The sequence below is a fragment of the Streptomyces mesophilus genome, from assembly GCF_011044995.1.
GTDB classification, from domain to species: Bacteria; Actinomycetota; Actinomycetes; order Streptomycetales; family Streptomycetaceae; genus Streptomyces; species Streptomyces mesophilus.
In genome coordinates, this window is record NZ_JAAKZW010000060.1 from 1 (window position 1) to 24253 (window position 24253).

Sequence of the window (24253 nt, forward strand, 5' to 3'; positions counted from 1 at the left end):
GCCCTACCCTTGCCGCAGGTCAGAGGCAGGAAGGGGTGGGACGCAGATGCGTGCTGACAGCAGCGAGGGGGTGGCGGCGGCGCTACGGCTCGTGCAAGGCGCGCCCTTGGGCGAGGCGCTGGACACGACGGACCCCGAAGCCTGGGTCTCCCTCGACGTCGGCGTACGGGAACTCCGGGGACCCCAAAGGCTTTTGCTGCCGACGCGGGCGGAGCTCGCCGGACAGCGCTTCTCCTGGGAGCCGGACGCGACGCTGCCGACCGTGCGGCTGCGGGCCAAGGAACTTGTGGACACCCGTCTCGCTCTGGCCCTGTGCCACCCGGACGGCCGGGTCCGGGAGGCCTCGATCCGGGAAGCCGCGGGGCGCCCGCAGCTCCTGCCACTGATCGTCGTACGCGCCACTGACTGGGCCGCTCCGGTACGTGAGCGGGCGCGGGCCGCGCTGCGGACCGCGCTCCCTCTGCTGGACAGGGCACAGCTCACGGGACTCGCTCCCGTGATCCTGCGGGTCGCAGGGCGAGAACGTGCCGATTTCGGCACGGAGTTGCTGCGCCGCACCCTGCGCGAGGCACCGCAGGACCGGCTCGAGCCACGGCTCGCGCACCCGGACCGTGACGTACGGCGCTTCGCGTACCGCTTCGCCATCGCCGAGCAGCGCCTCTCGCCTGCCGAACTCTCCCGCGCCGCCATGCGCGACAGCGACGTCGTCGTACAGCACGTGTGCGCGGACGCGGCCCTCGCGGCCGTACCCGTCGATACGTACGACGCAGCACTCGATCCGCTGCTCGAAGCCCGCAACCCGCGCGTGCGAGCGGCCGGAGTGACCGCGCTGCGCCGGTCCGGACAGGCCGAACGGGCGGTGCCGTTCCTCGCCGACCGTGCACCGGTGGTGCGCGCCTGCGCCCGTTATGTCGTACGGCAGCTGGGCGTCGAACCCCGTCCGCGCTACCTCGCCTGGTGCGCGGCCGGCGACGAGATGCCGCCCGGGGCGCCGATCGGTCTGGCCGAATGCGGCGACCGTACGGATGCCGACGTGCTCTGGGCGCTGACCGGGCATTCGGTCGCGCGCATCAGGGCGAGTGCGGTGGCGGGGCTGCGCGCCCTTGATTCGGTGCACTCCGCGAGCGCGGACCGGCTGCTGCCGCTCCTGGACGATCCGGCGCCCGGCGTTGCCCGCGAGGTCGCCGCCACGCTCGCCGCGGCGCCGGTGGCGGTCCCCTCCGCATGGCTGCTCGCCCGCCTCGGGGCCGATCGCCCCCGGCACATCCGGGTCGCCGCCTTCAGGCTGCTCGACCGGCAGGGCGGGCTGCCCCAACTCCGGGCCGCCGTAAGTCTCCTGGACGACCCGGATCCGAAGCTGCGGCACTGGGCAGGCCTGTCCGTGCAGCGTTGGGAGCGGCCGGTCGGGCTGCCCCGCGGGGACGCCGAAGTGGCGGCGCTCTATGAGCGGTGCGCGCACCTGTTCAGCCCGTACGTGCTCAAGCGGCGCAAATGGGCTGCGGGCATCGGCGCCTGACCGTCCTGCGGCGCTCCGCAAGGGCCTCGCCCAACCGCGCTACGCCGCACCCCCCTTGGCGTCCCGGTCGCCGGGCGGAGTGTCGCGTTCGTCGTCGACGATCTCCGCGTCGACCACGTCGTCCGCGGGCGGGGCGTCCGCGGACTGAGCGTTCCCGGCCTGAGCGTCCTGGGGCTGGTCGCTCGACCCCTGGGCGGCCTGGGCGTACATCGCCTGGCCCATGCGCTGGCTGACCGTGCCCAGCTTCTCCGTGGCGCCGCGGAGTTCTTCGATGTCGGCGTTCGACTGCCCGATCACCCGCTTGAGCTCGGTCAGGGCGTCCTCGACCTCCGTCTTGGTGTCGGCGGGGATCCGCTCGGCGTTGTCGGCGAGGAACCGCTCGGTCTGGTAGGCGAGTTGCTCGGCGCCGTTGCGGGTCTCGGCCGCGTCGCGGCGCTGGCGGTCCTCGTCCGCGTACTGCTCGGCCTCGCGCATCATCCGGTCGATGTCGTCCTTCGGGAGCGCCGATCCGCCGGTGACGGTCATCTTCTGCTCACGGCCCGTCGCGAGGTCCTTCGCCGATACGTGCATGATCCCGTTGGCGTCGATGTCGAAGGTCACCTCGATCTGCGGGACGCCGCGGGGCGCGGGCGGCAGTCCGGTGAGGTCGAAGACGCCGAGCTTCTTGTTGTACGCGGCGATCTCCCGCTCCCCCTGGAAGACCTGGATGCCGACGGAGGGCTGGTTGTCGGTCGCGGTGGTGAAGACCTCCGAACGGCGGGTGGGGATGGTCGTGTTGCGTTCGATGAGCTTCGTCATGATGCCGCCCTTGGTCTCGATGCCGAGGGAGAGCGGGGTGACGTCGAGGAGCAGCACGTCCTTCACATCGCCGCGGATGACGCCGGCCTGGAGAGCCGCGCCCACCGCCACGACCTCGTCCGGATTGACGCCCTTGTGGGGGTCCTTGCCGGTGAGCTGCTTGACCAGTTCGGTCACGGCGGGCATCCGGGTCGAGCCGCCGACGAGGATCACGTGGTCCACGGCGGAGAGCTTGATACCGGCGTCCTTGACGGCCTGGTGGAAGGGCTCCTTGCAGCGGTCGAGCAGATCCTTGGTGAGCTCCTGGAACTGGGCCCGGGTGAGCTTCTCCTCCAGATGCAGCGGTCCGGCGGAACTGGCCGTGATGTACGGCAGGTTGACCGTGGTCTCGTTGGCGGAGGACAGCTCGATCTTCGCCTTCTCGGCGGCCTCGCGCAGCCGCTGCACGGCCATCTTGTCCTTGGCGAGATCGACCCCGTGGCCGTTCTTGAACTGCTTGACGAGATGCTCGACGACCCGCTGGTCCCAGTCGTCGCCGCCGAGTTTCGTATCGCCATTGGTGGCCTTGACCTCGATGACCCCGTCACCGATCTCGAGCAGCGACACATCGAAGGTGCCGCCGCCCAGGTCGAAGACCAGGACCGTCTGCTCGTCGCCGCGGTCGAGTCCGTACGCGAGAGCCGCGGCCGTCGGCTCGTTGATGATCCGCAGCACCTTGAGGCCCGCGATCTCACCGGCCTCCTTGGTGGCCTGGCGCTGGGTGTCGTCGAAGTACGCGGGCACGGTGATCACGGCGTCCGTGACCGTCTCGCCCAGATACGCCTCGGTGTCCCGCTTCAGCTTCTGCAGCACGCGCGCGGACAGCTCCTGGGCGCGCAGCCGGCTGCCGTCGATGGTCCCCTCGTCGGGGAAGCGCCAACTGGTCTCGCCCATATGGCGCTTGATGGAGCGCGCGGTGCGCTCGATGTTGGTGATGGCCTGCCGTTTGGCGACCTCGCCGACGAGGACTTCGCCGTTCTTGGCGAAGGCGACGACGGACGGCGTGGTGCGTGCTCCTTCGGCGTTGGCGACCACAGTGGGGTCGCCGCCTTCGAGGACCGCGACCACAGAGTTCGTCGTACCGAGATCGATGCCGACCGCGCGTGCCATGTCAGTCCCCTTCCGACAGCCCCACTCCCGGATCTCCAGCACAAAACTTGAGCGGGCTCTTGTCAATGCCCCGGACGGTCGGTCCGGTGGCGCTCGTCGCGTCCGGTTGCCCTCGACTCCTCCGGTTGTACCGTCGGGGCATGGAGCAGCGCATCACCCTGATCACACTCGGAGTTACCGATCTGGCCCGGGCCAAACGCTTCTACGAGGCGCTGGGCTGGCAGGGGCAGGAGGTCGAGGAGACGGTCTTCTACCAGGCGGGCGGTCTGGGCCTCGTCCTGTGGGACCGCGAGAAGCTCGCGGCGGACGCCGGTGTCGAGGCCGGGACGGCGGGCGGATTCGGCGGCATCGTGCTCGCGCACAACGTCAGGTCCGACAAGGAGGTCGACGAACTGCTCGCCGCGGCGGAACGGGCCGGCGGGACGGTGACGAAGCCGGCCGAGGTGAACGTCGTCGGCTTCTACTCCGGGGCGTTCGCCGATCCGGAGGGCCATCTGTGGGAGGTCGCGCACAATCCGGGGTTCCCGCTGGCCGAGGACGGGTCGCTCACGCTGCCCGATTTCGGCGACACCTGAGGCAGGGCCTGGGGCGGCACCCGAGACGGCTCCCGGGACCGCACCTGAGACCGCGCCTGAGACAGCGCCTGAGACAGCACGACGCCCCGGACCTCGCAGGTCCGGGGCGTCGCGCTCATGGCCGCACGGCTCAGGCGAGCTTGGCGCTCAGCGTGATCGTGGTGCCGGTGAGTGCCTGGCTGACCGGGCAGTTGGCCTTGGCGTTCTCCGCGGCGGCCTGGAAGGCCGCGTCGTCGAGCCCGGGCACCTCGCCCTCGACGGTGAGGTGGATACCGGTGATCCCGGTGCCCGGCTGGAACGTGACATCGGCGGAGGTCGTGAGCTTGGTGGGCGGGGTGCCCGCACCGGTCAGACCGTGCGAGAGCGCCATCGAGAAGCAGCTGGAGTGGGCGGCCGCGATCAGCTCCTCCGGGCTGGTCTTGCCGTTCGCCTCCTCGGCACGGGACGGCCAGGAGACGGCCTGCTCGCCGATGCCGGACGAGTCGAAGGTGACCGTTCCGGAGCCCTCCGTGAGGCTGCCTTCCCAGACGGTGTGTGCGCTGCGCGTGGTGGCCACGACAATTCCTTCCTCTGCGGGACGTCGGTGGACGGTTGGGTGACGTCCTCCCCCATCCGACCACATCAGCGACCCCGTCCGCGATCAGGTCACCCGGAAAACGGGACCTTTAGGAGTGAACGGAAGCGATCCGCCTGCGCGCAGCAGAAAGGCGTGCTCCCGCCGGATGCGCAGAACGTCGCAGCCGCCGTCGGTGATGACGAGGACCGGTGCGTCCGGCGGGAAGTCCTCGGCCCGGTGCAGCAGGTCGATACCGGGCTGCAGTGCGGTGCCGCCGCGCCCCCGTACGCGTACCTTCTCGGCGATGTCCGTGACCGGCAGATAGCCCGCGTCGTGCGGCGCCGCATCGCAGAACACGACGCGCGCGGCCGGGACGTCGCGCGCCGTGGCGAACGAGGCGATGGCGCCGAGGCCCTTGCCGAGCAGGGTGCGGCTCATCGAGGCGGAGGTGTCGAGGACGACACCGAAGGTGCAGCGCCTGATCTCCTCCGGCGGGAAGTACCGGCCGGCGCGCGGGATGTCCGGTGTGGAGGCCTGACGGCGCGCGGGCCTGGCATAGCTGCGGACCGGTTCCGGCCGGGGCACGAACTCGTCGAACCACTGGGCCAGTTGCGCATCCCAGGCGAGCGGAGGCTGGGACAGCGCCTTGATCTCCTCGACCAGGCCCGCGGGGAGCGTGCCGCGTTCCCGCGCCTGGTGCAGATCGAAGCCCTGCGCGAGCCCGCGCCGGTAGTACTCGTCGAGGTCGACGTGGTGCGCGGGCCCGGTGATCGGCTCGCCCAGCACGTCGCCGAGCCCCTTGCCGCGCAGTGTGGCGAGGCGGCGGATCCGGCGCAGGTCGCCGGCGATCCGGTCGTAGACCTCCTCGGTGGACAGACCGCTCAACTGCGGGTCGAACAGGGCACCTTGGGGCATGACGCCGACGTCCATCTCGCACAGCCAGGCGTTGATGACGTAATCGGCGGCCACGTTGAAGAGATAAGGATCCCGGGCGCCGCAGCGGTCGGCGTGCCGCAGGGCGGCGTGCAGCATCTCGTGCGCGAGGACGAAGCGCCACTCCTCGTCGCCGAGACGCACCAGCGGGTTGATGTAGATCTCGGCCGCGGCGGCGTTCACCGCGGCGACGGAGATGTGGTGGGCGCGGGCGAGTTCGGCGTCGGCGACGAGCGTCATGCCCGCGGCGATGGCGCCGAGCAGCGGGTACGAGGAGACGAACCAGTTGAGCGCGTGGTCCCACGGCGCACGGCGGGTCGGCCGCCCGTCGAGGGCGTCGCGCAGGCCGCCCGCCATGTCCATGGCCTTGGACATGGTGCCGGTCAGGGCGCGCGCGAAGGCCTCCTGCCAGTCCGGCGGGTCGTTCCACGGGTCGTGCCAGGGCCGCAGGATCTGGTCGGCCCGGCCGCCGGCCGTACCGCAGTTCCGGTACGCCGCCGGGATGGCGCCGTCCCTGCGCCAGCCGGCCGCCATCTGCTCCTCGTCGCCGCCCGGGTAGGAGGCGGGCAGGTCCTCGGGGGCACGGCCGATGGGGAACGTAAGGAGGAAGCGGTTGACCACGGCGCAGCGCGCGGCGAGGTCGTAGCGGTCGGGTTGCGTCCGCTCCCCCTTGGCGGCGGGTACATGGCCAAAGCCGAGGTGGATGATGCAGTGCGCGAGCGACCAGGCCCAGGTCGCGGGGTCGGCGTGCTTCGTACGGTGCGCGTGCACGGTGCCGTTGGAGCTGACGGTCGCCAGGCCGCCCTCCGGCGCGCTCCGGCAATCCTGCTCCCGGCAGATCTTCGCCTGTACGGAGTTGAGGGCGGGGTTGGCGAACACCTGCTGGAGCCCGGCCACGAAGGCCTTCGTGGCCGGATCCGGCCTGACCTCGGAATCCTGCTTGCGGGTACGGCTCACGGCGCGAGGCCCTGCGCCCGCGTAGGGCCGAGTCCCCCGCGTACGCGGTTCATCGCCGCGCCTCCACGAGCCGCGGCATGTCGCGCGCCGCCTCGATCAGGAACCAGGCCGGCAGTACGGGCTGGTCGTCGGCGTCGTCCGCGATGACGGTCTGCGCGACCTCGACGGATATCTCCGCGAGCTGCACCAGCAACGCCTTGGCCCGGTACGCGAGTTGGCGGCCGTGCGCGTTGACGTGCTCCTTGGACGCGGGCAGTTCCTTGCGCAGCCGGGCACGGAAGGCCTCGGCGAGGAAGTACAGGAGGTCCCGGTCCTCGATCCTTCGGGGCCAGGACGCCTCGCCCTTGATGATCGCCTCGATCCCGTACGCATGGCGCACGATCTTGACGTATCCGCAGAAGGAGACGGCGTGGGCGGGGGTGAGGCAGCCGTGGGCGATGACCTTGAGTGTCTCCTCGTCGAGCGCGGGCCCGAAGGAGTGCAGGGCGTCGGAGAGCATGTGCCACGAGCGGGGCGTCGAGAAGGGCTGCTCGGTCTTCGGCGGCTTGGACCACAGATGGTCGGGCCGGTCGGTGAGGTGGTCGAGGACCCAGGGGTGGATGCCGTTGCTGTGCGCCCAGCTCAGCCAGTCCTCGGACGAGGCCTGGAGGTGGACATGGGTGAGGCGGTTGACCAGGGCGGAGGCGATGGGGCGGGCGAGCGCGTTGTCCGTGGAGCGGTTGCCGGCGCCGATGACGATGGAGCCCGCTGGCAGTTCGTAACTGCCGATGCGGCGGTCGAGGATCAGCGAGTAGAAGGCCTTCTGGACGTCAGGCGTCGCCGCATTGAGCTCGTCGAGGAAGAGGCAGTACGGCTCGTCGCGGGCGATGGCCTCGGGCGGGCAGAACACCGAGCGCCCGTCACGGATCTGGGGCACCCCGATCAGGTCCTCCGGGGCGAGCTGCGTCCCGAGCAGGCTCACACACTCCAGGCCGAGCGAGTCTGCGAACGCCCGTACCAGCGAAGACTTCCCGATGCCGGGCGCACCCCACAGGAACACGGGCCGCACCGTGGCGAGGCCGAGCAGCAGCTCGGGGACGCGGGCGGGAGTGACGGCTACGGCGGACTGCAAACGAGGGCTCCTTGCGGGAAATGAGCGAGGTGAGGACACCCGGGCGCGGCTCTGCCGCCGCGCACCCACGGGCTGGTCCGGTACGGACAGTGTGGGCGGGTGCGCGGCCGGGCGCAGCTCATTTTCCGCTCGGCGCTCAGGGCGCCGGTGCCCGTGCCGGCGCCGGCGCCGTACCGGTGGCCCCGCGCACCTTCCGCGCCGACATCCACGCGTAGACGAGCACGCCCGCGAAGAGGAACAGCACGCCCTGGTAAACGGGTTGATAGCCGGCCCCCGCCACCAGCCACATCGCGAAGGCGAAGGCGGCCACCGCGACCACGGAGTCGGTCACGAGGCGGCCGCGGTTGACGAGGTCGCCCCGGCCGCAGAGCAGGTGGAAGATCTGGGCGGCGGCGGCCAGCAGGTAGGGCACGGTCGCCATGAAGGTGGTCACGGTGACCAGGAGCGTGAAGACGCCCTCCGATCCCGCCGCGTACTGATAGATCGTCAGGAGCGAGGCCAGGACGACCGTGATGCCGACTCCGACCGTCGGGACGCCGCGCTCCTTGTGCGTGAAGATCTGCGGGAACAGACCGTCCTTCGCCGCGGCGTAGGGCGCCTGGGCGCTGAGCAGGGTCCAGCCGTTGAGCGCGCCGAGGATGGAGATCACCGCGGCCCAGGCGACGAGGGTGCCGCCCCAGGTGCCGCCGAACATCACGTCGACCGCGTCCGAGAACGGCGCCGTGGAGCCCACCACCTGCTCGTGCGGCAGCATCCCGAACACGGCGAGCGTGCCGAGCAGATAGACGACGGCCGCGCACAGGACGCCGAGGATCGTGGCGCGTCCGACATTGCGCCGTGGATTGTTCACCTCGCCCGCGCTCATCGCCGCCGATTCGACGCCGAGGTACGAGAAGAGCAGGATCGCGGCCGCGGCCGAGATCGCCCCGAGCGGGCTCTCGCCGTCGGCGAGGAACGGTCCGAGGTTGCCGGAGTCGAAGAAGAACAGCCCGCCGATCGCGACGAGCAGCAGCGGTACGAACTTCAGGACGGTGGCGACGAGTTGGACCGCGCCCACGTAGCGCGTGCCGGCGAAGTTGGCGAAGCCGGGCAGCCACTGCACGACGAGCGCCGCCAGGCACATGGACCACTTGTGCTCGACGATGCCGGGGAACAGCACCCCGAGATAGCCGACCGCGATCACGGCGAGCGCGGCGTTGGAGACCCAGGCCGTGATCCAGTACGACCAGGCCGCCAGGAATCCCGCGAAGTCACCGAAGGCCTCGCGGGCGTAGACGTACGGGCCGCCGGTGCGCGGATCGCGCTGCGCCAGCCGGCCGAACACCAGCGCAAGGGCCAGCGCGCCGACCGTGAGGACGGCGAAGGCGACCAGGGCGATGGTGCCGTAGGGGGCCACCGAACTGGGCAGCAGGAAGATGCCGCCGCCGACGATGTTGCCCATCACCAGGCAGGTGGCGATGGGCAGTCCGAAGCGTCGGGCGTGCTTGCTGAGCTCGTCGGGCTCGTCCGTCAGCAGGGGTGCGGGGGTGGGGTGCTCCATGCGGACACGCTGCACCACTTCAAGCGGTTTTGTCCGGTACGGCGCGGTCGATGGCCGCAACATCACCGTGCGGCCGCATCGGTACCTCGAACTCCGCGGGGTCCGGCTCGGGGACCGGCACCTGGGGGCCGTCCGCCTCGCGCAGCCAGCGGCGCAGCACGCGGTGGACGCGCTCGGCGCCGATCAGTTCGCACCCCTCGGCCACCGGCGCGGACAGCGCGCGCGGGGAGAGCAGGAACGCGTGGCTCTGCTCGCCGCCGAGCCCGCCGTGCGAGCCGATCTGCTCCTCGAAGGCGAGCACTTCGCCCTCCTCGACCGCCGAGTTGACCATGATGTCGGCGGTGTGCGGGAAGGAGTCCGTGCGGCGTACGGCGGCCAGGGCGCCCGGGCCGAAATCCTGCAGCGGACCCAAGTCCTGCTCGCCGTCCGCCAGTTCGTCCAGGTACCTCTCGGCCCCGCGCGCGCCGAGGATCACCCCGCCGCCGCGCTCGGAGCGTACGAGAAGGAAGCCGACGCCCGGGTGGTTGGCGAGCGTGGCCAGCAGCGCGGGATGGCGGGCGTCGATCTGCTCCCGGGTCATCCGCTCGGGCACGTCCGGGAACGAGACCAGGCCGAGGTTCCCGGAGGCGAGCACGATGGGGTCCTTGCCGGCGGGCGGACGGTGCTCGTTCTCGCCCTCCTCGACCGGACGGTGCATCGCGGCCCGCACCGCGGAACGGGCCTCGGCCCCGCTGTGGGTACGGCGCGCCTTGCGCGGCACGGGCAGTCCGCAGCCGGCGCGCACCAGATCGGCGAGGGTGAGTCCGTAGCGGCGCCGGAAGGTCTCCCCCGGGCTCTGGCCGTGGTCGGAGAGCAGCACGATGCGGTACGGCCGCGGCGCGTGCTCGGCGACCTTCGCGATCAGCGCGATCGAGCGGTCCAGCCGCTCCAGGACCAGGGCGGCGTCCCTGCTGCCGGGCCCGGAGTGATGGGCCACTTCGTCGTACGCGACCAGATCCGCGTAGACGGCGGTACGCCCGACCAGCATGTCCCCTATCACCGCGGCGACCACGACATCGCGTTCGATCACGGTCGCGAAGGCGCGGATGAACGGGTAGAGCCCGCCGCGCTTGATCCGCGGCCGGGTCTTCCTGAGCCGCCCGCGCGTGGACTGCCCCATCTCCCGGCCCACTTCGGCCACGAAGGACATCGCGGTACGCACGGCGTTGGCGGGATCCGAGAAGTACGCGAAGTACCCGGCGCGCGAACGGTTCTCCTTGCCGCGCCGTGCCGCGATCGACAGGACGAGGGCCACCTGCTCGGCGCCCCCGCTGAACAGGTTGCCGCGGCTCGCGCCGTCCACCGTGAGCAGTCCGCCGTCGCCGGTGCGCTCGATGGCGCGGCGCTGGAGTTCGACGGCGCTCGCGGGACGGTTGCAGACCATGACCTCGCCGGTGTCCTTCTCGTACCAGCGGAAGGCGGGGATGTCGTGGTTGTCGCCGTGCAGGATGCCGAGCTGGCTCGCGCCGGTCTGGCTCGACCAGTCGGTGCGCCACGGGGTGAGCTGGTGGGTGGTCTTCAGCCAGGACGCGACGGTGGGCATATGGCCGTCGTCGACCGCCCGTCGCAGTACGTCGTGGCCGACGCCGTCGAGCTGGACGAAGACCGTGCCGGGCATGCGCGGTCCGCGGGCGGCGGCCTGCTTGCGGCGTCGGCGGTCCGCGAGCCGGTAGAGCCTGCGGCGGTACGCGTCGTCGTCGCGTACGGCGAGTGCGGCGGCGGTCGCGGAGGCGACGGCGGACATCACCGCGGCGACGACCACCGCGGTCTCGGGGGCCGCCTCGCCTCTGTCGTCGGGGATGAGGCTCAGGGCGAGCAGCAGGAGTGAGCCGTTGAGGAAGAAGACGAGCAGGCCGAGCACGAGGGCGGGGACGAGCAGCAGGGCCCGCACGACGAAGGGCCACACGAGCGCGCTGAGCACACCGAAGACGGCCGCCCCGATGCCGGCGGTGATGCCGATCCGGGTGGCGCTGTCACCCGAGTCCGCCTGGAGGCGGAAGTCGGGCAGGAGGCCGGCGAGGATCAGCATCGTGAGCGTGCTCGCCGCCCAGACGGCGACCATCCGCCACAGCGCACCACCGGTTCGCCGCCATCGTCCTTCGGCCACGTCCACCTCGTCCTTCCGGGCGCCTTGCGGCCCGGCCCCCAGGGTTTCATACGGGCGGGGGTGGTTTGTGGCGGTGCGGGTCCGTTGTCCGGGGCGGGCGTCCGACGGCCGGTCAGCAGCCGTTGTAGCCCGCGGTCGGCATCGACAGGCGGCGGTGGACCCGGGCCTTCATCTCCGCGTCGTACGCGGGCTCGGGAGCGCCCACCGTCTCCAGGGGCACGCCCCGGCGCGCGCACTCGGCGGCGAACTCCCCCACCGAGAGCACCGCGCGCTCGAGGACCCGCCCGCTCGGCGCCAGGAAGACGTCCACCTCGCCGGCGTCGACATCGCGCCACAGGGCCGCGTGGTCGGGACGCAGGCCGTGCAGCAGCAGCTCCCGTGTGACGACATGGCCGCGGTCCGCCGCCCATTTCGCGCACATGGCGTGCTGGCCGCGGCTGTCCACCAGGAACGGTTCACGGTCCAGTTCCTCCAGCGGAACCAGGCTGGCGATGGCCGCGATCCGCAGCTGTGCCATCGGCCGTCCCCCTGAGGCGAGTGGTCTCCCGCGTTTCCGCGCCGACCCTACTGCGCACCGTATGGTCATAGGAGGTACATGAGGCGAACAGACGCAGAACGGACCAGCGGAAGGAGCAGCTCGGTGCCGGTGGAAATCACCTGGTGGGGGCATGCCACCTGCACGGTCGAGGACTCGGGGACCCGGGTGCTCACGGATCCGCTGTTCGCCCGCAGACTGGCGCATCTTCGCCGCCGCCGCGGTGACGTACCGCCGCCGCCGGCCACCGAGGCGGACGCCGCGCTCGTCTCGCATCTGCACGCCGACCATCTGCATGTGCCCTCCCTTGCGAGCCTTGCGGACGGTACGCAGGTGGTGCTGCCGCGCGGGGCCCGCGCCGCGGTGCCCGGGCTGCGCAGGCTGCGGCATCTGCGGTTCGTCGAGGTCGAGCCGGGTGACGAGGTGCGGGTCGGCGAGCTGACCGTGCGGGTCGTGCCCGCGCGGCACGACGGACGCCGGTTGCCGTTCGGGCCGCATCGCTCGCCCGCGCTCGGGTTCGTGGTCGAGGGAGCCGCGCGGACCTATTTCGCCGGGGACACGGGCCTGTTCGACGAGATGGCCGACGTGGTCGGTGCCGTCGATGTGGCGCTGCTTCCGGTGGGCGGCTGGGGTCCGTTCCTCGGGCACGGCCATCTGGACGCCGCCCGGGCCGCCGAGGCGCTGGCCCGTCTCGCGCCGCGCAGTGCCGTGCCGGTGCACTTCGGCACGTACTGGCCGATCGGCATGGACGCCGTGCGGCCGCATGAATTCCACGCCCCCGGCGAGGAGTTCGTACGGCAGGCAGCCCTCCGGGCGCCGGACGTGGCCGTTCACCTCCTGGCCCAGGGCGAGGGCGTGCGGCCGGAGGTCGCCACGTGAGCCTGCTCGCGATCGCCGAGTCCGTGACGTCGGACTCGACCCCGCAGGCCGTCGGATATCCGTCGCTGTTCCTGCTCGTGGTGCTCGGCGCGCTGGTGCCCGTGGTGCCGACGGGCGCCCTGGTCAGCTCGGCCGCCGCGCTCGCGTTTCATCAGTCGGCGCCGCAGTCGCAGTTGTATGTGTTCGCGGTCGCCGCGCTCGCCGCGTTCATCGGGGACACGATCCTGTACTGGCTCGGTGCGCGCGGGATGCGGTCGAAGAACGGTTCGCGCTGGCTGAAGGCGATTCGCGACCGCGCCCCGCAGGAGCGTCTGGAGCAGGCGCAGAGCAAGCTGCACGAGCACAACGTGAGCGTGCTCGTCCTGTCGCGGCTCGTGCCCGCGGGACGTATCCCCGTCATGCTCGCGTGCCTGCTCGCCAAGTGGCCGCTGCGGCGGTTCGCCCGGGGCAATCTGCCCGCGTGCCTCGCCTGGGCGGTGACGTACCAACTCATCGGGATCCTGGGCGGATCGCTGTTCCCCGAGCCGTGGGAGGGCGTGGCCGCCGCGATCGGCCTGACCCTCCTGATCAGCGCGGCACCCATGCTGTGGCGGCGGGTGCGGGCGCGGCTCAGCCCGGGCTGAGCCCGTCCGCCGTACGCTCGTCCGCCGTCCGTTCGATGACCTGGGACGCCCCGACCGCCAGATCCCACAGGTCCGCGCGGGCCCGGCCCGCCGCGCGCCAGGCCGCACGGACGCGGTGCAGGGGTTCGAGGACCGGTTCGGCCGACAGCAGGAAGGTCGCCCAGTGCATGGGTGCCATCCGCCGTGCGCCCAGGTCGTCCATCGCGCGGACCGCCTCTTCGGGGTCGCAGTGCACATCGCGCAGCCACCAGCGGGGCTCGTACGCGCCGATGGGCAGCAGGGCGAGGTCGATGCCCCGGTGGCGGGCGCCGATCTGCTCGAACCAGTGCCCGTAGCCCGTGTCGCCGGCGAAGTAGACCTTCTGGCCGTGGGGGTCGGTGAGCACCCAGCCGCCCCACAGCGTGCGGCAGGTGTCGGTGAGGCCGCGCTTGGACCAGTGGTGCGCGGGCACGAAGTCGAAGCGCACTCCCCGCAGTTCGGCCGCCTCCCACCAGTCGAGTTCGGTGACGCATACGAAGCGCCGGCGGCGGAACCAGCGTCCGAGACCGGCCGGTACGAACACCGGTGTCTCCCGCGGCAGCCGTTTGAGGGTGGGCGCGTCGAGGTGGTCGTAGTGGTTGTGGCTGATGACCACGGCGTCGACGGGAGGCAGCGCGTCCCAGGCGACGCCCGCGGGGGTGACCCGGGCCGGGGTGCCGAGGATCTTGCGGGACCACACGGGGTCGGTGAGCACCGTCAGACCGCCGATCCGCAGCACCCAGCTGGCGTGTCCGACCCAGGTGACGGCCACGGTGTCGGCGTCCGTCCGCGGCAGCGGGCCCGGCGCGAACGGCAGTTGGGGGATCTCCTCGAGACAGGAGCGGTCCGGCCGTACGGCGCCTTCGCGGGCGAACCGGGCCAGCGCCTTCACTCCGGGCAGGGGCGCGGTCAGGCGGTCGGCGAAGGAGCGGGGCCAGGTGCGGCGTTCGGCGAGCCGGCGCAGGGAGGTCGTCGAGGGGGTGACGTCCGGCGTCGGCGTGAGGGACTGCTGCGTCTCCTGGGTCATCGAGGCGGCTCCGTTCTCCGGGCGTCGGCACGCAGGTCGTCGAGAGCGCCGGCCAGAGCCGTGAGCGCCCGTTCCACATGCGGGAGTTCCAGGGGGTCGGGTGCGGTGAGGGCGGCCAGACGCTGCTCGGTGTCCGTGCCGAGCAGCGGGGCCACCGAGATACGGGCGCGCAGCGCGCCGAGGCCGTCGCCGAAGCGGTGGCCGCCGGGCACGGGCATGCCGAACCGCTCGGTGAGATGGTCCTCGAGCTCCATCGCGTCGGTGACGCCGCGTTCCGCGAGCGCGTCGCCCAGGGGCGCGAAGTCGACATAGAGATGCCGTCCGGCCACGGGCGCCCGGCCGAGCGCGCCCGCGGCGAGCACGGAGCGGTGCACGGCCTCGGCGACCCTGGCGTGCAGCCGTACGGCGGCGGTCAGGCGGTCGGTCACCTCGGCCGGTTCACCCAGTGCGTAGGCGGCGGCCGCGGCGACGGGCGCCGCCACGGACGAGCCGAGCACGGTCAGGACGTCGAGGGCGCGGGCTCTGAGCGCCGCGCCTTCGCCGGTGGCGGGGAAACGCGCGACGGCGGCCGGCCAGTCGGGCGGAAGGAAGGCGCCCGCGAGATCGGCCAGCACGGTGACGTGCCGGGGGGCCATCTCGGCCGGTCCGATGAGTACCGTCTCCTCGGGATGGTGCAGGGTGTCGCGCCAGGTCTCGTCGGAGACGATGTGCAGCCCTTCGCGCAGCGCCGCCTCGACGGTTTCGTGCAGCACCTCCGGCGGGGGCACGGTCGCGGTGGGGTCGTCGGCGACGGAGAGCACGAGCAGCCGCGGGTCACCGCCTTCGGCGCGCACTCTCCGTACGGTCTCCAGGAGCGCGTACGGATCGGGCACTCCCCCGCACTCGGGCGGTGTGGGCACATGGAAGGCCTGCCGGCCCAGGAGGCGGACCTGCGGCGCCCACCAGGCCGTGCACGGCCTGGGCAGCAGGACGTCACCGCCCGTCGCGGCGATCAGCGCGCACAGCAGCGGTGCAGCGCCGGGGGCCGCGGCGAGCTGGCTCCGTTCCGCCGGCATGCCGCGCCGCCGCATGTACCCCGCGGCAGCGTCGAGGAGCGCGGGGCTCCCGCCGACCGGTTCGGTGTGGGCGCGCCCGGCGGACGCGGCGAGGACCGCGGCGAGTTCGGGCAGCACCGGCAGTCCGGGCTCGGGGGCGGGTGGCCCGTAGCGGACCGGGCCGTGGCCTTCGGGGAGCGTCCGCTCCATGCCTGCCTCCGTGTTCTGGCGCCGAGCGGGATGCGGGTGGACGTGCCGCCGCCCGTATCCCTGCCCGGCTGCGGGCCCCGGGATACGGGCGGGGACCGGCGAACAGCCCCTGGCCGGGGCGCCGGCTCCCACCTGCGGTCAGCTCTCCGTGTCGCTCTGGCGGCGACGGATGACGTAGTACGTGGCGCCGAGCGCGCCGAGGACCAGGACCGCGCCCGTGAGCATCGTCTGCGTGGAGTCGGTGAAGCTGCCGCCGATGCCGCCCTGTACGCCGTAGTGGATGGGGGCGCCCCGGTCGACGTGGAAGCTCGCGTACCACTGGGCGCCGCCGGGGCAGGTGCCGTCGACGCCCCACTGGGAGGAGTTCCCGACCGAGTTGGGGCCGCCGGAGGAGAAGTTGGCGTTGGCCGCGATCCGGGCGGTGCCGTTGTAGGCGGGGCCCACGCCGGGGATCGCGGCATTCTCCACCTTGTGGAGCCGGACGGAGCCGCCCGAGAACGCCTGGGAGTTCGCCGTGATGGACTCCGGATACCCGTCGCGGTCGGCGTATGGGCAGGACACCGAGATCGTCACCATCCCGCCGGGGGCGACGGTGCGCGGACTGACTTCGGCGGCGGTGTCGGCCGCGTATACGCCGGGGGCGGCGCCGGCCACGGCGGCCGTGGCGAGCGCGGCGGCTGCGAACACTCGGGCGGTACGCATGGGTGCGGGCTCCTTCGACGCCTCAGGCATCGGCACGCACTTCGTGCCGCGCACCCATGGAAACCTGACCCCTCGTCACCCGCCCCGCCGACGGGCCATTCGCGCGAGAGCTGGGGCCGGTTGGGTGAGGCCAGGGGGCCCGGGGGCCGCAGTCAGGTCGCCAGCGTCGACAGCTCCTTCTCCAGGCCCCGGCCCCGGCGGCGTACGACCTCCGCCGCGACGTCCGCGAGCTTCTCGTTGGAGTGCTGGGAGATGCGGCGCAGGATGGCGAAGGCGTCGTCGGCGCCGCAGCCGAGGACGTGCATCACGATTCCGCTGGCCTGGTCGACCACGGGGCGTGTGCGCAGCGCGGTGCCCAGCTGGTCGATCTCGGCGAGGGCCGCGCGGTAGCGCTCGTCGCGGACGAGGCAGGTCGACGCCAGTTCGCCGAGCGCGCGGGCCGGGCCGCAGGCGGCGGGGGTGATGGTGCCGCTGCGGAAGCTGTAGAGGCTGAGCACCACGGTCAGGCCGGCCCGCGGGAACGGAAGGGTGACGGCCGCGCGCACCCCGGAGTCCAGGGCGCGGGCGCGGAACTCGGGCCAGCGCTGCTCGTGCAGGAGGTCGTCCGCGCCCACGGGCTCCCCGGTGGCGATCGCTTCCGGGATGGGTCCCGCGCCGGAGCGCAGCTGGGCCGTGACGACGGAGGCGAGATCGGGGTGGGTGACCGCGACGGGTCCCGCGCGTCCGCCACGGACTCCGTCCGCGCCCGGTTCGGTCACGGTGGCGTCGGCTCCGCAGCAGTCGGCCGTGCAGCGCACGGCCTGTTCGGCGAGCTCGGAGAGATGACGTCCGGGCGGGACGGTGGAGGGGCTGCACCACGCCGGTTCCGGCATCGGAGGTTCCTCCTCTCTTTGTGCGGGTGCCCTCGGAGATCCTGCACAAACGCCGGCCTGGGCGGCGGAATCTTCCGCAGGTCACCCCGGCACCCTGCGCGAACAGGCGCGCAGCCGCTAACTTTCGCTCCATGGCGCAAGCGGATGAGTTCGGTGAGGATCTCGCGGATTTCCTGCGCCGCGTAGGGGAGTTGAGAGCGGCACGGACGATTCCGGACGGTGATCTGCGCTCCGTCCTCGACACGGCCCTGTTCGAACTCGACCATGTGGCCGAGCAACTATGGCCCCGCTTCGAACAAATCGCCGCCGCGAGCGGCCAGTTCGCGGCCCGCCAGGAGGAGCAGCTGCTGCGCGCCGTGTTCCAGCGGCTGCCGCTTCCGGTCGTCCTGATGGACCGCGACACCGTCGTACGGCGGATGAACTTCGCCGCATCCGGCCTCACGGGTGTACGCGCCGGATACGCCACGGGCCGCCCGTTCGCCGGAATGTTCGCGCACGCCGACCGCGCGGCGCTGCGTTCGCAGACGGCGGCGGTGGCGCGCGGCGAGGGCGACCGCAGTCTGACCCTGCATCTTCAGCAGCGCCCCACGGACGACATACGGGCGACATTGACCGCCCTGCGCCCGGGCGCCGAACCCCACCCGGTGGTCCTGGTGGTCCTGCAGCCCGGCACGTCCCGGCGACTGCCACGCCCGGAGCGCCATGAGCGGCCGTACGGCCCGGAGCCCGATCTCGCGGAGGCGACCCGCAACGCGGCGCTGCTCGATCTGCTCGACACGATGACCACCGAGCTGCTCTCGGCACCCGCCGGGGATCGCACGGCGCTGCTGCGCCGGGCGGCGTCGGTGCTGCACGGCCGTTTCGCGGACTGGGTGGTCGCCGATCTGGGCGCGCGGCAGCCCGTACGGACGCAGGTGCTCGGACCGCAGCAGGAGAGCGACGCGGTCGACGCCGTCGCGCGTCAGGATCCCGCCACGTGCCCCCTCGTGGTGGAGGCGGCGCGCGGCGGTTCCACGGCGCTTCAGGTGCGCCCGGAGGATCCGGACGCGTTCGGGCGTGACGCGGGCGACGTCCCGGTCCTGGTACGCGCCGATGTGTCCTCGCTGTTGTGCGTCCCCCTCGCCGGCCCGGAGGGGGGTCCGGTCGAGGGGGTGGTCACGCTGTTCCGCTGCGGGGCGCGACTCGCGTTCTCGCTGGCGGAGGCGCAGGCCGTGGATGTGATGTCACGGCATGTGGCGCTGGCCCTGCGCAAGGCGCGGTGACCGGTCCTGCGCAAGGCGCGGTGGCTCACGCCGCTTTGGGCAGCTCCTCCTCGGTCTCGCTCTCGTCGTGCATGACCTCGGCGCGCATCGACGCGCAGCAGCGGCTGATCAGCCGGGACACATGCATCTGCGAGATGCCGAGCTGTTCGGCGATCCGGCTCTGTGTCATATCGCCGAAGAAGCGCATGTACAGGATGGCGCGCTCGCGTTCCGGCAGGGCGCGCAGCTGCGGCTTGATCGCTTCGCGGTCGACGACGATGTCGATCGCCGGGTCGGGGGCGCCGAGCGCGTCCCGCAGCGCGTAGCCGTCGTCGCTGCCGGGGAGTTCGGCGTCCAGGGACAGGGCGGTGAAGCTGTCGAGTGCCTCGAGACCGGTCTTGGCTTCTTCCACGCTCATGCCCGCGCGGTCCGCGATCTCCTCGAGCGTCGGGGCGCGGCCCGGGATGGTCTGCGCGAGGTCCTGGGACGCGAACCGTACGCGGTTGCGCAGGTCCTGGACGCGCCGCGGCACGTGGAGGGTCCACATGTGGTCGCGGAAATGGCGTTTGATCTCGCCGGTCACGGTCGGCACGGCGTAGCTCTCGAAGGCGTGGCTGCGGTCGGGGTCGTAGCGGTCGACGGCCTTGACGAGGCCGAGGGCCGCGACCTGGCGCAGGTCCTCGAGGGACTCGCCGCGGCCGCGGAAACGGCCGGCGAGGCGATCGGCCATGGGCAGCCAGGCGCAGACCAGTTCCTGGCGCAGTGCGTCCTTCTGAGGCCCGTCCGGCAGCGCGGCCAGCCTGCGGAAGGCGGCGGCTGTGTCGGGGGCGTCGTCGTGCGGATGGCGTTTGACTCCAGTGGAGGTACGCATGGGGGCTGCAACTCCCAAAAGGGTGCTCGCTGTTGGCGACGGACACCGGGGAGTGAGAAGCGCGGCCGGAACGGATACAGGCGAAGGCCCATCCGGACGGGCGCGACTGCTCCCGCGGATGTGCCTCCGATCCGAAGCACGAGTTGCGCATGCCCGGGCTTTGGATACTCAAACGCGTTGAATGCCAGGGCAGTTGCCGCAGGGGCCGAGTTCGGGCCACGCTTCGCTCGACGAACAGCGGATCCGCCCCTTCATGCGGTGTTTGCCCGGCCTTGACAGGGAGACCCGGTCGTCGACATCCCGTCGGGGAAGGGCCCGATCATGGCACTGTTCGCTGTGTTGACACCCCTGGTCATGCTGGGTGTGGTTCTCGCGCTCGGCCGTTACGAGGAACTCCTGCTGCCATCCGTCGAGGAACCCGAAGAGGGCGCGATCCGCCGGGAGTTGCCCACGCCGTGACGTCCGCCGCAGGCATGCCCGGGCTCGATGCGGGTACTGCGACCGGGGTCACCCGTCTCCCCTGTAGCGGGGGAATCGCAGGAAAGGGCCCGTCATGGCCGACATCGTGAGGGACGTGATGACTCCGGGTGTCGTGGCGGTACGCCCTGATGCCTCGCTGGTCGAGGCCGCGCAGTTGATGCGCGCCCAGGACATCGGCGGTGTGCTCGTGGCCGCCGAGGGCACGGTGCTCGGCGTGCTGACCGACCGCGACATCACGCTGCGCGCCGTGGCCGACGGGGCGGATCCGCTGACCGTGAGCGCGCAGGCCGTGTGCACCCCGCATCCGGTCGCGGTCTCGCCCGACGACTCGGTGACGGCGGCTGTCGCGCTCATGCGCCAGTACGCGGTGCGCCGGCTGCCGGTCATCGAGGACGGCCGCCCCGTGGGGATGGTCAGCCTGGGCGATCTGGCCGTCGCGCTCGACCCGACGTCGACGCTGGCGCAGATCAGCGGCACGGAACCGGACAGCTGGCCGGGCTGAGGTCGGGGACGCCGCTTCCCGGCTGAGGTCAGGGATTGCGCCCCAGCAGACACAGCAGCTTCGTCTGGGCGTCGGCGCCCGGCGGCGGTTCGACCGCAGGCCCGAACACACCGCTCTTGTCCAAGTCGGCCGCATACGGCGCGACTTCCCGTACCGCCGCATCGATCAGACCTTGCGGCAGCCGCTCCTCGGCGCCGATCGCGCGCGACAGATCCCAGGTGTGCACCACGAGATCGGTGGTCATCTGCGCGCAGTACGCGGCCGCCGGGGTGTCCCCGTACGAGAGATGCACCGTGCGCTCCAGGGCCCCGGGTGCGGCGAAGGCCTCGTGGGCGGCGCGTGAGGTGCGGTCCCAGACGCCGACGGGATCGTCGCCGAGCACATCCCCGTCGTAGGCGTCCCCGACCTCGGCGATCTGCGCCCCGTCCCGTACCAGCGGGACGGTCCAGAGCTGCTCGGCGACCAGATGGTTGACGAGGTCGCGGACGTTCCACTCCGTACAGGGCGTGGCGGCGGTCCACTGGTCGTCGGTGATGCGGTGCACCCGGTCGGCGAACTCGGCCAGGGCATCGCGGTGGTGGGTGAGCACGCTTGCGACAGCCATGGGTCCAGTGTCCCGCTACGGCGGCCCGGGCGCAGCAGCGCGCGCACGCCCCTCGTCAGCGGGCCCGCTCCACCCGCCGCTCGTCCCAGACCGGCTCGGTCGACTCACGGACCTTGCCGTCCGACCCGAACACCAGATAGCGGTCGAAGGACTTCGCGAACCAGCGGTCGTGGGTCACCGCGAGCACCGTGCCCTCGAAGGACTCGAGGCCCTCCTGGAGCGCCTCCGCGCTCTCCAGGTCCAGGTTGTCCGTCGGCTCGTCGAGCAGCAGGGCCGTACAGCCCTGGAGTTCGAGCAGCAGGATCTGGAAGCGGGCCTGCTGGCCGCCGGAGAGACGGTCGAAGGGCTGCTCGGCCTGGGCGGTCAGCTCGTAGCGGCGGAGCATCGAACTGGCCGCGCCGCGGTCCTTGGCGTGCTCGCGCCACAGGATGTCGAGCAAGGTGCGCCCGAACAGCTCCGGGTGCGCGTGGGTCTGCGCGAAGTGCCCGGGCACGACGCGCGCGCCGAGCTTCCAGTCGCCGGTGTGCCGCACCTCGTCGCCGGCGAGCAGCCGCAGGAAGTGCGATTTGCCGGAGCCGTTGGAGCCGAGGACGGCGACCCGCTCGCCGAAGAAGATCTCCAGGTCGAAGGGTTTCATCAGACCGGTGAGCTCGAGGTTCTTGCAGGTCACCGCGCGTACGCCGGTGCGTCCGCCGTGCAGGCGCATGGTGATGTCCTGGTCGCGCGGCGGCTCGGGCGGCGGACCGGCCTCCTCGAATTTGCGGAGCCGGGTCTGTGCGGCGCTGTAGCGCGAGGCCATTGCCGGGCTGTTCTCGGCGGCCTGGCGCAGATTGAGGACCAGCTTCTTGAGCTGGGCGTGCTTCTCGTCCCAGCGGCGGCGCAGCTCGTCGAAGCGCGCGAAGCGTTCCTTGCGGGCCTCGTGGAAGGTGCCGAAGCCGCCGCCGTGCACCCAGGCGTCCGCACCGGCAGGACCCGGCTCGACGCTGATGATCTTCTCGGCAGCGCGGGCGAGGAGCTCGCGGTCGTGCGAGACGAACAGGACGGTCTTGCGGGTCTCCTTCAGGCGCTCCTCGAGCCAGCGCTTGCCGGGTACGTCGAGGTAGTTGTCCGGCTCGTCGAGGAGCAGGACCTCGTCGGTGCCGCGAAGCAGCGACTCGAGGACGAGGCGCTTCTGCTCGCCACCACTGAGGGTGGAGACCTCGCGGAACTGGGCCCGCTCGTACGGCACGCCGAGGGCCGCCATGGTGCACATGTCCCAGAGCGTCTCGGCCTCGTAGCCGCGCGCCTCGGCCCAGTCGGAGAGCGCCTGGGCGTACCGCAGCTGGGCGGCCTCGTCGTCCACCGTCATGATCAGGTGTTCGGCGGCGTCCACGGCCTTCGCCGCTTCCCGGATACGGGGAGTGGCCACGGAGACGAGCAGGTCACGTACCGTGCTGTCATCGCGTACGGAGCCGATGAACTGCGGCATCACGCCGAGCCCGCCGCTGACGGTGACACCGCCGCCGTGCGGCTGCAGCTCGCCGGAGAGCAGCCGGAGCAGGGTGGTCTTGCCGGCCCCGTTCGGCCCCACGAGGGCGACGACGGCGCCTTCGCCCACCCTGAACGACACATCACCGAGCAGCGCCCGTCCGTCGGGCAGGTAGTACTCGAGGTGCGCTGCTTCCAGATGTCCCATGGGGCGGATTCTGCGGGTCGGCCCCGGCCCGGGGCAAACCGGTTTCCCTGCCCGCCCGCTCCGAAACTGAGGGCTTCACCCCAGCCCCGGTCAGCTGTGACCTTGCGGGTTCCGGGTACCCGGGGACCATGGGTAAACGTGATGCCTTCCCTCTGCCACGCATCGACGTGTTCGCGGATCCGCGCGTGAAAGGGCCCGTGGCGGTCGTGTCCGCCGGACGATCGCGGCTTGTCGCGCTCGATCTGAAGGTCTTCGACGGCGTGGCCAGGCGGCACTGGCCGGGCGCCGATCCGCTGCTGCCCTGGCTGAGCCGCAGCGCCAACCACGGCGTGCTCTGGTTCGCCTCGGCCGCCGCCCTGACCCTGACCCGCTCGCCCCGGGCGCGCCGGGCCGCCGCCCGCGGGCTCGCCTCTCTCGCGCTGGCCTCGGGCACCGTGAACACCTTCGGCAAGCGCGCGGTCCGCCGGGCGCGCCCGCTGCGGGACGACGTACCGCTGATCCGCCAGCTCAAACACCAGCCGATCACGACCTCGTTCCCCTCCGGCCACTCCGCCTCCGCGGCCGCCTTCGCGACGGGCGTGGCCCTGGAGTCGCGCCGCTGGGGCGCGGTCGTCGCCCCGGTCGCCGGGGCCGTCGCGCTGTCGCGGGTCTACACCGGAGTGCACTATCCGGCCGATGTGCTCGCGGGCGCGGCGCTCGGCGTGGGCGCCGCTTTCGCCGTACGGGGCCTCGTGCCCACCCGCGACCAGCGCCGCTCCCCCGGCCGGCCGCATGCCGAAGCACCGGTGCTGCCGGACGGCGAGGGGCTGGTGATGGTGGTCAACTCCGGGGCCAAGACGGCCGACCGGGCACGGGCCCTGCTGACCGCGCTGCCCGGCACCGAGCTCGTGGAATGCGAACCGGAGCATTTCGTCGACGAGTTGGAGAAGGCGGCGAAGCGGGCGCGGGTGCTCGGCGTGTGCGGCGGCGACGGCTCGGTGAACACGGCCGCCCAGATCGCCCTGCGCCACGGACTGCCGCTCGCGGTCCTGCCCGGCGGCACGCTCAACCACTTCGCGTACGACCTCGGCGTGGAGGGCGAACGCGACCTCGCCCGCGCCCTGTCCCGCGGCGAGGCGGTGGCGGTGGATGTGGGCCGCTTCCGGGTCGGGGACACCACGGGCCTGTTCCTCAACACGTTCAGCATCGGCGTGTACCCGGAGCTGGTACGCCACCGGGACCGCTGGTCACGACGGATCGGCGGCTGGCCGGCCGGGGTGCTCGCCGCCGGTGACGTCCTGGGCTCCGAGCGGCCCCTCGAGGTCGAAATGGGCGGCAAGCGGCGGGCGTTGTGGCTCCTGTTCGCCGGCAACGGGACGTACCACCGCATGGGCCTGGCCCCCGCGCGCCGCCATGACCTGGCCGACGGGCTGCTCGACGTGCGGGTGGCGCACGGCGGCCGCAGGCCCGGCCTCCGGCTGCTCGCGGCCGCGTTCGCGGGCCCGCTCAGCCGCTCCCCCGCCCATGCGGCGGTACGGGTGCGCAGGCTGCGTGTCATGAGGCTCGCGCCCGGCACTCCGCTCGCGTACGACGGCGAAGTGGTCTCCGCCGGAGGCGAGTTGCAACTCGACAAGCTCCCGGAAGCGCTGACGGTGTACCGGCCGGAGCCGTTCTGAGCACGCTCGTGCCGGGGTGTGAAAGCCTCACGCGCATGTCTCGC

At 72.2% G+C, this 24253-nt stretch carries 22 protein-coding genes; 8 read left to right on the forward strand and 14 right to left on the reverse strand.

Annotated features, from left to right (window positions below):
* Nucleotides 1-46: 46 nt before the first annotated feature.
* Complete coding sequence (locus G6045_RS16655) at nucleotides 47-1516, forward strand: hypothetical protein (RefSeq protein ID WP_165332742.1); 1470 nt, start codon at nucleotides 47-49, stop codon at nucleotides 1514-1516.
* A gap of 39 nt (nucleotides 1517-1555) precedes the next feature.
* On the opposite strand, the gene dnaK is transcribed toward G6045_RS16655, so the two are convergent.
* Entirely contained in the window at nucleotides 1556-3463 is a 1908-nt protein-coding gene (gene dnaK / locus G6045_RS16660) for a molecular chaperone DnaK (protein WP_165332743.1), read from the reverse strand.
* Between the two features lie 140 nt (nucleotides 3464-3603).
* Here dnaK and G6045_RS16665 point away from each other — a divergent pair, with 140 nt between their 5' ends.
* Nucleotides 3604-4038, forward strand: a complete 435-nt coding sequence (locus tag G6045_RS16665) for a VOC family protein (RefSeq protein ID WP_165332744.1) — start codon at nucleotides 3604-3606, stop codon at nucleotides 4036-4038.
* Between the two features lie 130 nt (nucleotides 4039-4168).
* Here G6045_RS16665 and G6045_RS16670 read toward each other — a convergent pair whose 3' ends face one another.
* From G6045_RS16670 to G6045_RS16695, 6 genes are all read right to left on the reverse strand, one after another.
* Entirely contained in the window at nucleotides 4169-4594 is a 426-nt protein-coding gene (locus tag G6045_RS16670) for an OsmC family peroxiredoxin (RefSeq protein WP_165332745.1), read from the reverse strand.
* 84 nt (nucleotides 4595-4678) lie between these two features.
* Nucleotides 4679-6484 carry a vWA domain-containing protein gene (locus tag G6045_RS16675; RefSeq protein ID WP_165332746.1) on the reverse strand — a complete coding sequence of 602 codons (1806 nt, stop codon included), beginning with the start codon at nucleotides 6482-6484 and terminating at the stop codon, nucleotides 4679-4681.
* 49 nt (nucleotides 6485-6533) lie between these two features.
* A complete protein-coding gene (locus G6045_RS16680) occupies nucleotides 6534-7595 on the reverse strand; it encodes an ATP-binding protein (RefSeq protein WP_165332747.1) in 1062 nt (353 codons plus the stop codon).
* A 136-nt stretch (nucleotides 7596-7731) separates the two neighbouring features.
* On the reverse strand, nucleotides 7732-9135 hold the full coding sequence (locus tag G6045_RS16685; protein ID WP_235967959.1) for an amino acid permease: 1404 nt from the start codon (nucleotides 9133-9135) through the stop codon (nucleotides 7732-7734).
* 19 nt (nucleotides 9136-9154) lie between these two features.
* Nucleotides 9155-11236: a phage holin family protein gene (locus G6045_RS16690; RefSeq protein WP_165332778.1), complete on the reverse strand. Its 2082-nt coding sequence runs from the start codon at nucleotides 11234-11236 to the stop codon at nucleotides 9155-9157.
* Between the two features lie 157 nt (nucleotides 11237-11393).
* Entirely contained in the window at nucleotides 11394-11798 is a 405-nt protein-coding gene (locus G6045_RS16695) for a hypothetical protein (RefSeq protein WP_165332749.1), read from the reverse strand.
* Nucleotides 11799-11921: 123 nt separating this feature from the next.
* Between G6045_RS16695 and G6045_RS16700 the strand changes: the two genes are divergently transcribed.
* Together G6045_RS16700 and G6045_RS16705 are read left to right on the forward strand one after the other, a co-directional pair.
* A complete protein-coding gene (locus G6045_RS16700) occupies nucleotides 11922-12695 on the forward strand; it encodes an MBL fold metallo-hydrolase (protein ID WP_165332750.1) in 774 nt (257 codons plus the stop codon).
* On the forward strand, nucleotides 12692-13318 hold the full coding sequence (locus tag G6045_RS16705; protein ID WP_165332751.1) for a DedA family protein: 627 nt from the start codon (nucleotides 12692-12694) through the stop codon (nucleotides 13316-13318). Before G6045_RS16700 ends, G6045_RS16705 begins: the two co-directional genes overlap by 4 nt.
* Here the strand turns inward: G6045_RS16705 and G6045_RS16710 are convergent.
* The 4 genes from G6045_RS16710 to G6045_RS16725 all read right to left on the reverse strand — a co-directional run bounded on the left by G6045_RS16710 (nucleotide 13305) and on the right by G6045_RS16725 (nucleotide 17181).
* Nucleotides 13305-14363 carry an MBL fold metallo-hydrolase gene (locus tag G6045_RS16710; protein ID WP_165332752.1) on the reverse strand — a complete coding sequence of 353 codons (1059 nt, stop codon included), beginning with the start codon at nucleotides 14361-14363 and terminating at the stop codon, nucleotides 13305-13307. The two genes, G6045_RS16705 and G6045_RS16710, sit on opposite strands and share 14 nt — an antisense overlap.
* Entirely contained in the window at nucleotides 14360-15607 is a 1248-nt protein-coding gene (locus G6045_RS16715; protein WP_165332753.1) for an aminotransferase class I/II-fold pyridoxal phosphate-dependent enzyme, read from the reverse strand. The genes G6045_RS16710 and G6045_RS16715 overlap by 4 nt, the downstream gene beginning before the upstream one ends.
* 138 nt (nucleotides 15608-15745) lie before the next feature.
* Nucleotides 15746-16309, reverse strand: coding sequence for a hypothetical protein (locus G6045_RS16720; RefSeq protein WP_165332754.1), 564 nt, complete (start codon nucleotides 16307-16309; stop codon nucleotides 15746-15748).
* A 152-nt stretch (nucleotides 16310-16461) separates the two neighbouring features.
* Entirely contained in the window at nucleotides 16462-17181 is a 720-nt protein-coding gene (locus G6045_RS16725) for an ANTAR domain-containing response regulator (RefSeq protein ID WP_165332755.1), read from the reverse strand.
* Between the two features lie 131 nt (nucleotides 17182-17312).
* Between G6045_RS16725 and G6045_RS16730 the strand changes: the two genes are divergently transcribed.
* The gene (locus G6045_RS16730) at nucleotides 17313-18443 is read left to right on the forward strand and encodes a PAS domain-containing protein (protein WP_165332756.1); all 1131 of its coding nucleotides are present in this window, start codon (nucleotides 17313-17315) and stop codon (nucleotides 18441-18443) included.
* A 25-nt stretch (nucleotides 18444-18468) separates the two neighbouring features.
* On the opposite strand, the gene G6045_RS16735 is transcribed toward G6045_RS16730, so the two are convergent.
* Nucleotides 18469-19293: a SigB/SigF/SigG family RNA polymerase sigma factor gene (locus G6045_RS16735; RefSeq protein ID WP_165332757.1), complete on the reverse strand. Its 825-nt coding sequence runs from the start codon at nucleotides 19291-19293 to the stop codon at nucleotides 18469-18471.
* 321 nt (nucleotides 19294-19614) lie between these two features.
* Between G6045_RS16735 and G6045_RS16740 the strand changes: the two genes are divergently transcribed.
* Both G6045_RS16740 and G6045_RS16745 read left to right on the forward strand, forming a co-directional pair.
* On the forward strand, nucleotides 19615-19752 hold the full coding sequence (locus tag G6045_RS16740; protein ID WP_165332758.1) for a hypothetical protein: 138 nt from the start codon (nucleotides 19615-19617) through the stop codon (nucleotides 19750-19752).
* Nucleotides 19753-19846: 94 nt separating this feature from the next.
* The gene (locus G6045_RS16745; protein WP_165332759.1) at nucleotides 19847-20275 is read left to right on the forward strand and encodes a CBS domain-containing protein; all 429 of its coding nucleotides are present in this window, start codon (nucleotides 19847-19849) and stop codon (nucleotides 20273-20275) included.
* Nucleotides 20276-20303: 28 nt separating this feature from the next.
* Here G6045_RS16745 and G6045_RS16750 read toward each other — a convergent pair whose 3' ends face one another.
* Nucleotides 20304-20879 carry a TIGR03086 family metal-binding protein gene (locus tag G6045_RS16750; RefSeq protein WP_165332760.1) on the reverse strand — a complete coding sequence of 192 codons (576 nt, stop codon included), beginning with the start codon at nucleotides 20877-20879 and terminating at the stop codon, nucleotides 20304-20306.
* Nucleotides 20880-20934: 55 nt separating this feature from the next.
* On the reverse strand, nucleotides 20935-22554 hold the full coding sequence (locus G6045_RS16755; RefSeq protein ID WP_165332761.1) for an ABC-F family ATP-binding cassette domain-containing protein: 1620 nt from the start codon (nucleotides 22552-22554) through the stop codon (nucleotides 20935-20937).
* Between the two features lie 128 nt (nucleotides 22555-22682).
* Between G6045_RS16755 and G6045_RS16760 the strand changes: the two genes are divergently transcribed.
* Complete coding sequence (locus G6045_RS16760) at nucleotides 22683-24209, forward strand: bifunctional phosphatase PAP2/diacylglycerol kinase family protein (protein WP_165332762.1); 1527 nt, start codon at nucleotides 22683-22685, stop codon at nucleotides 24207-24209.
* Nucleotides 24210-24253 lie beyond the last annotated feature (44 nt).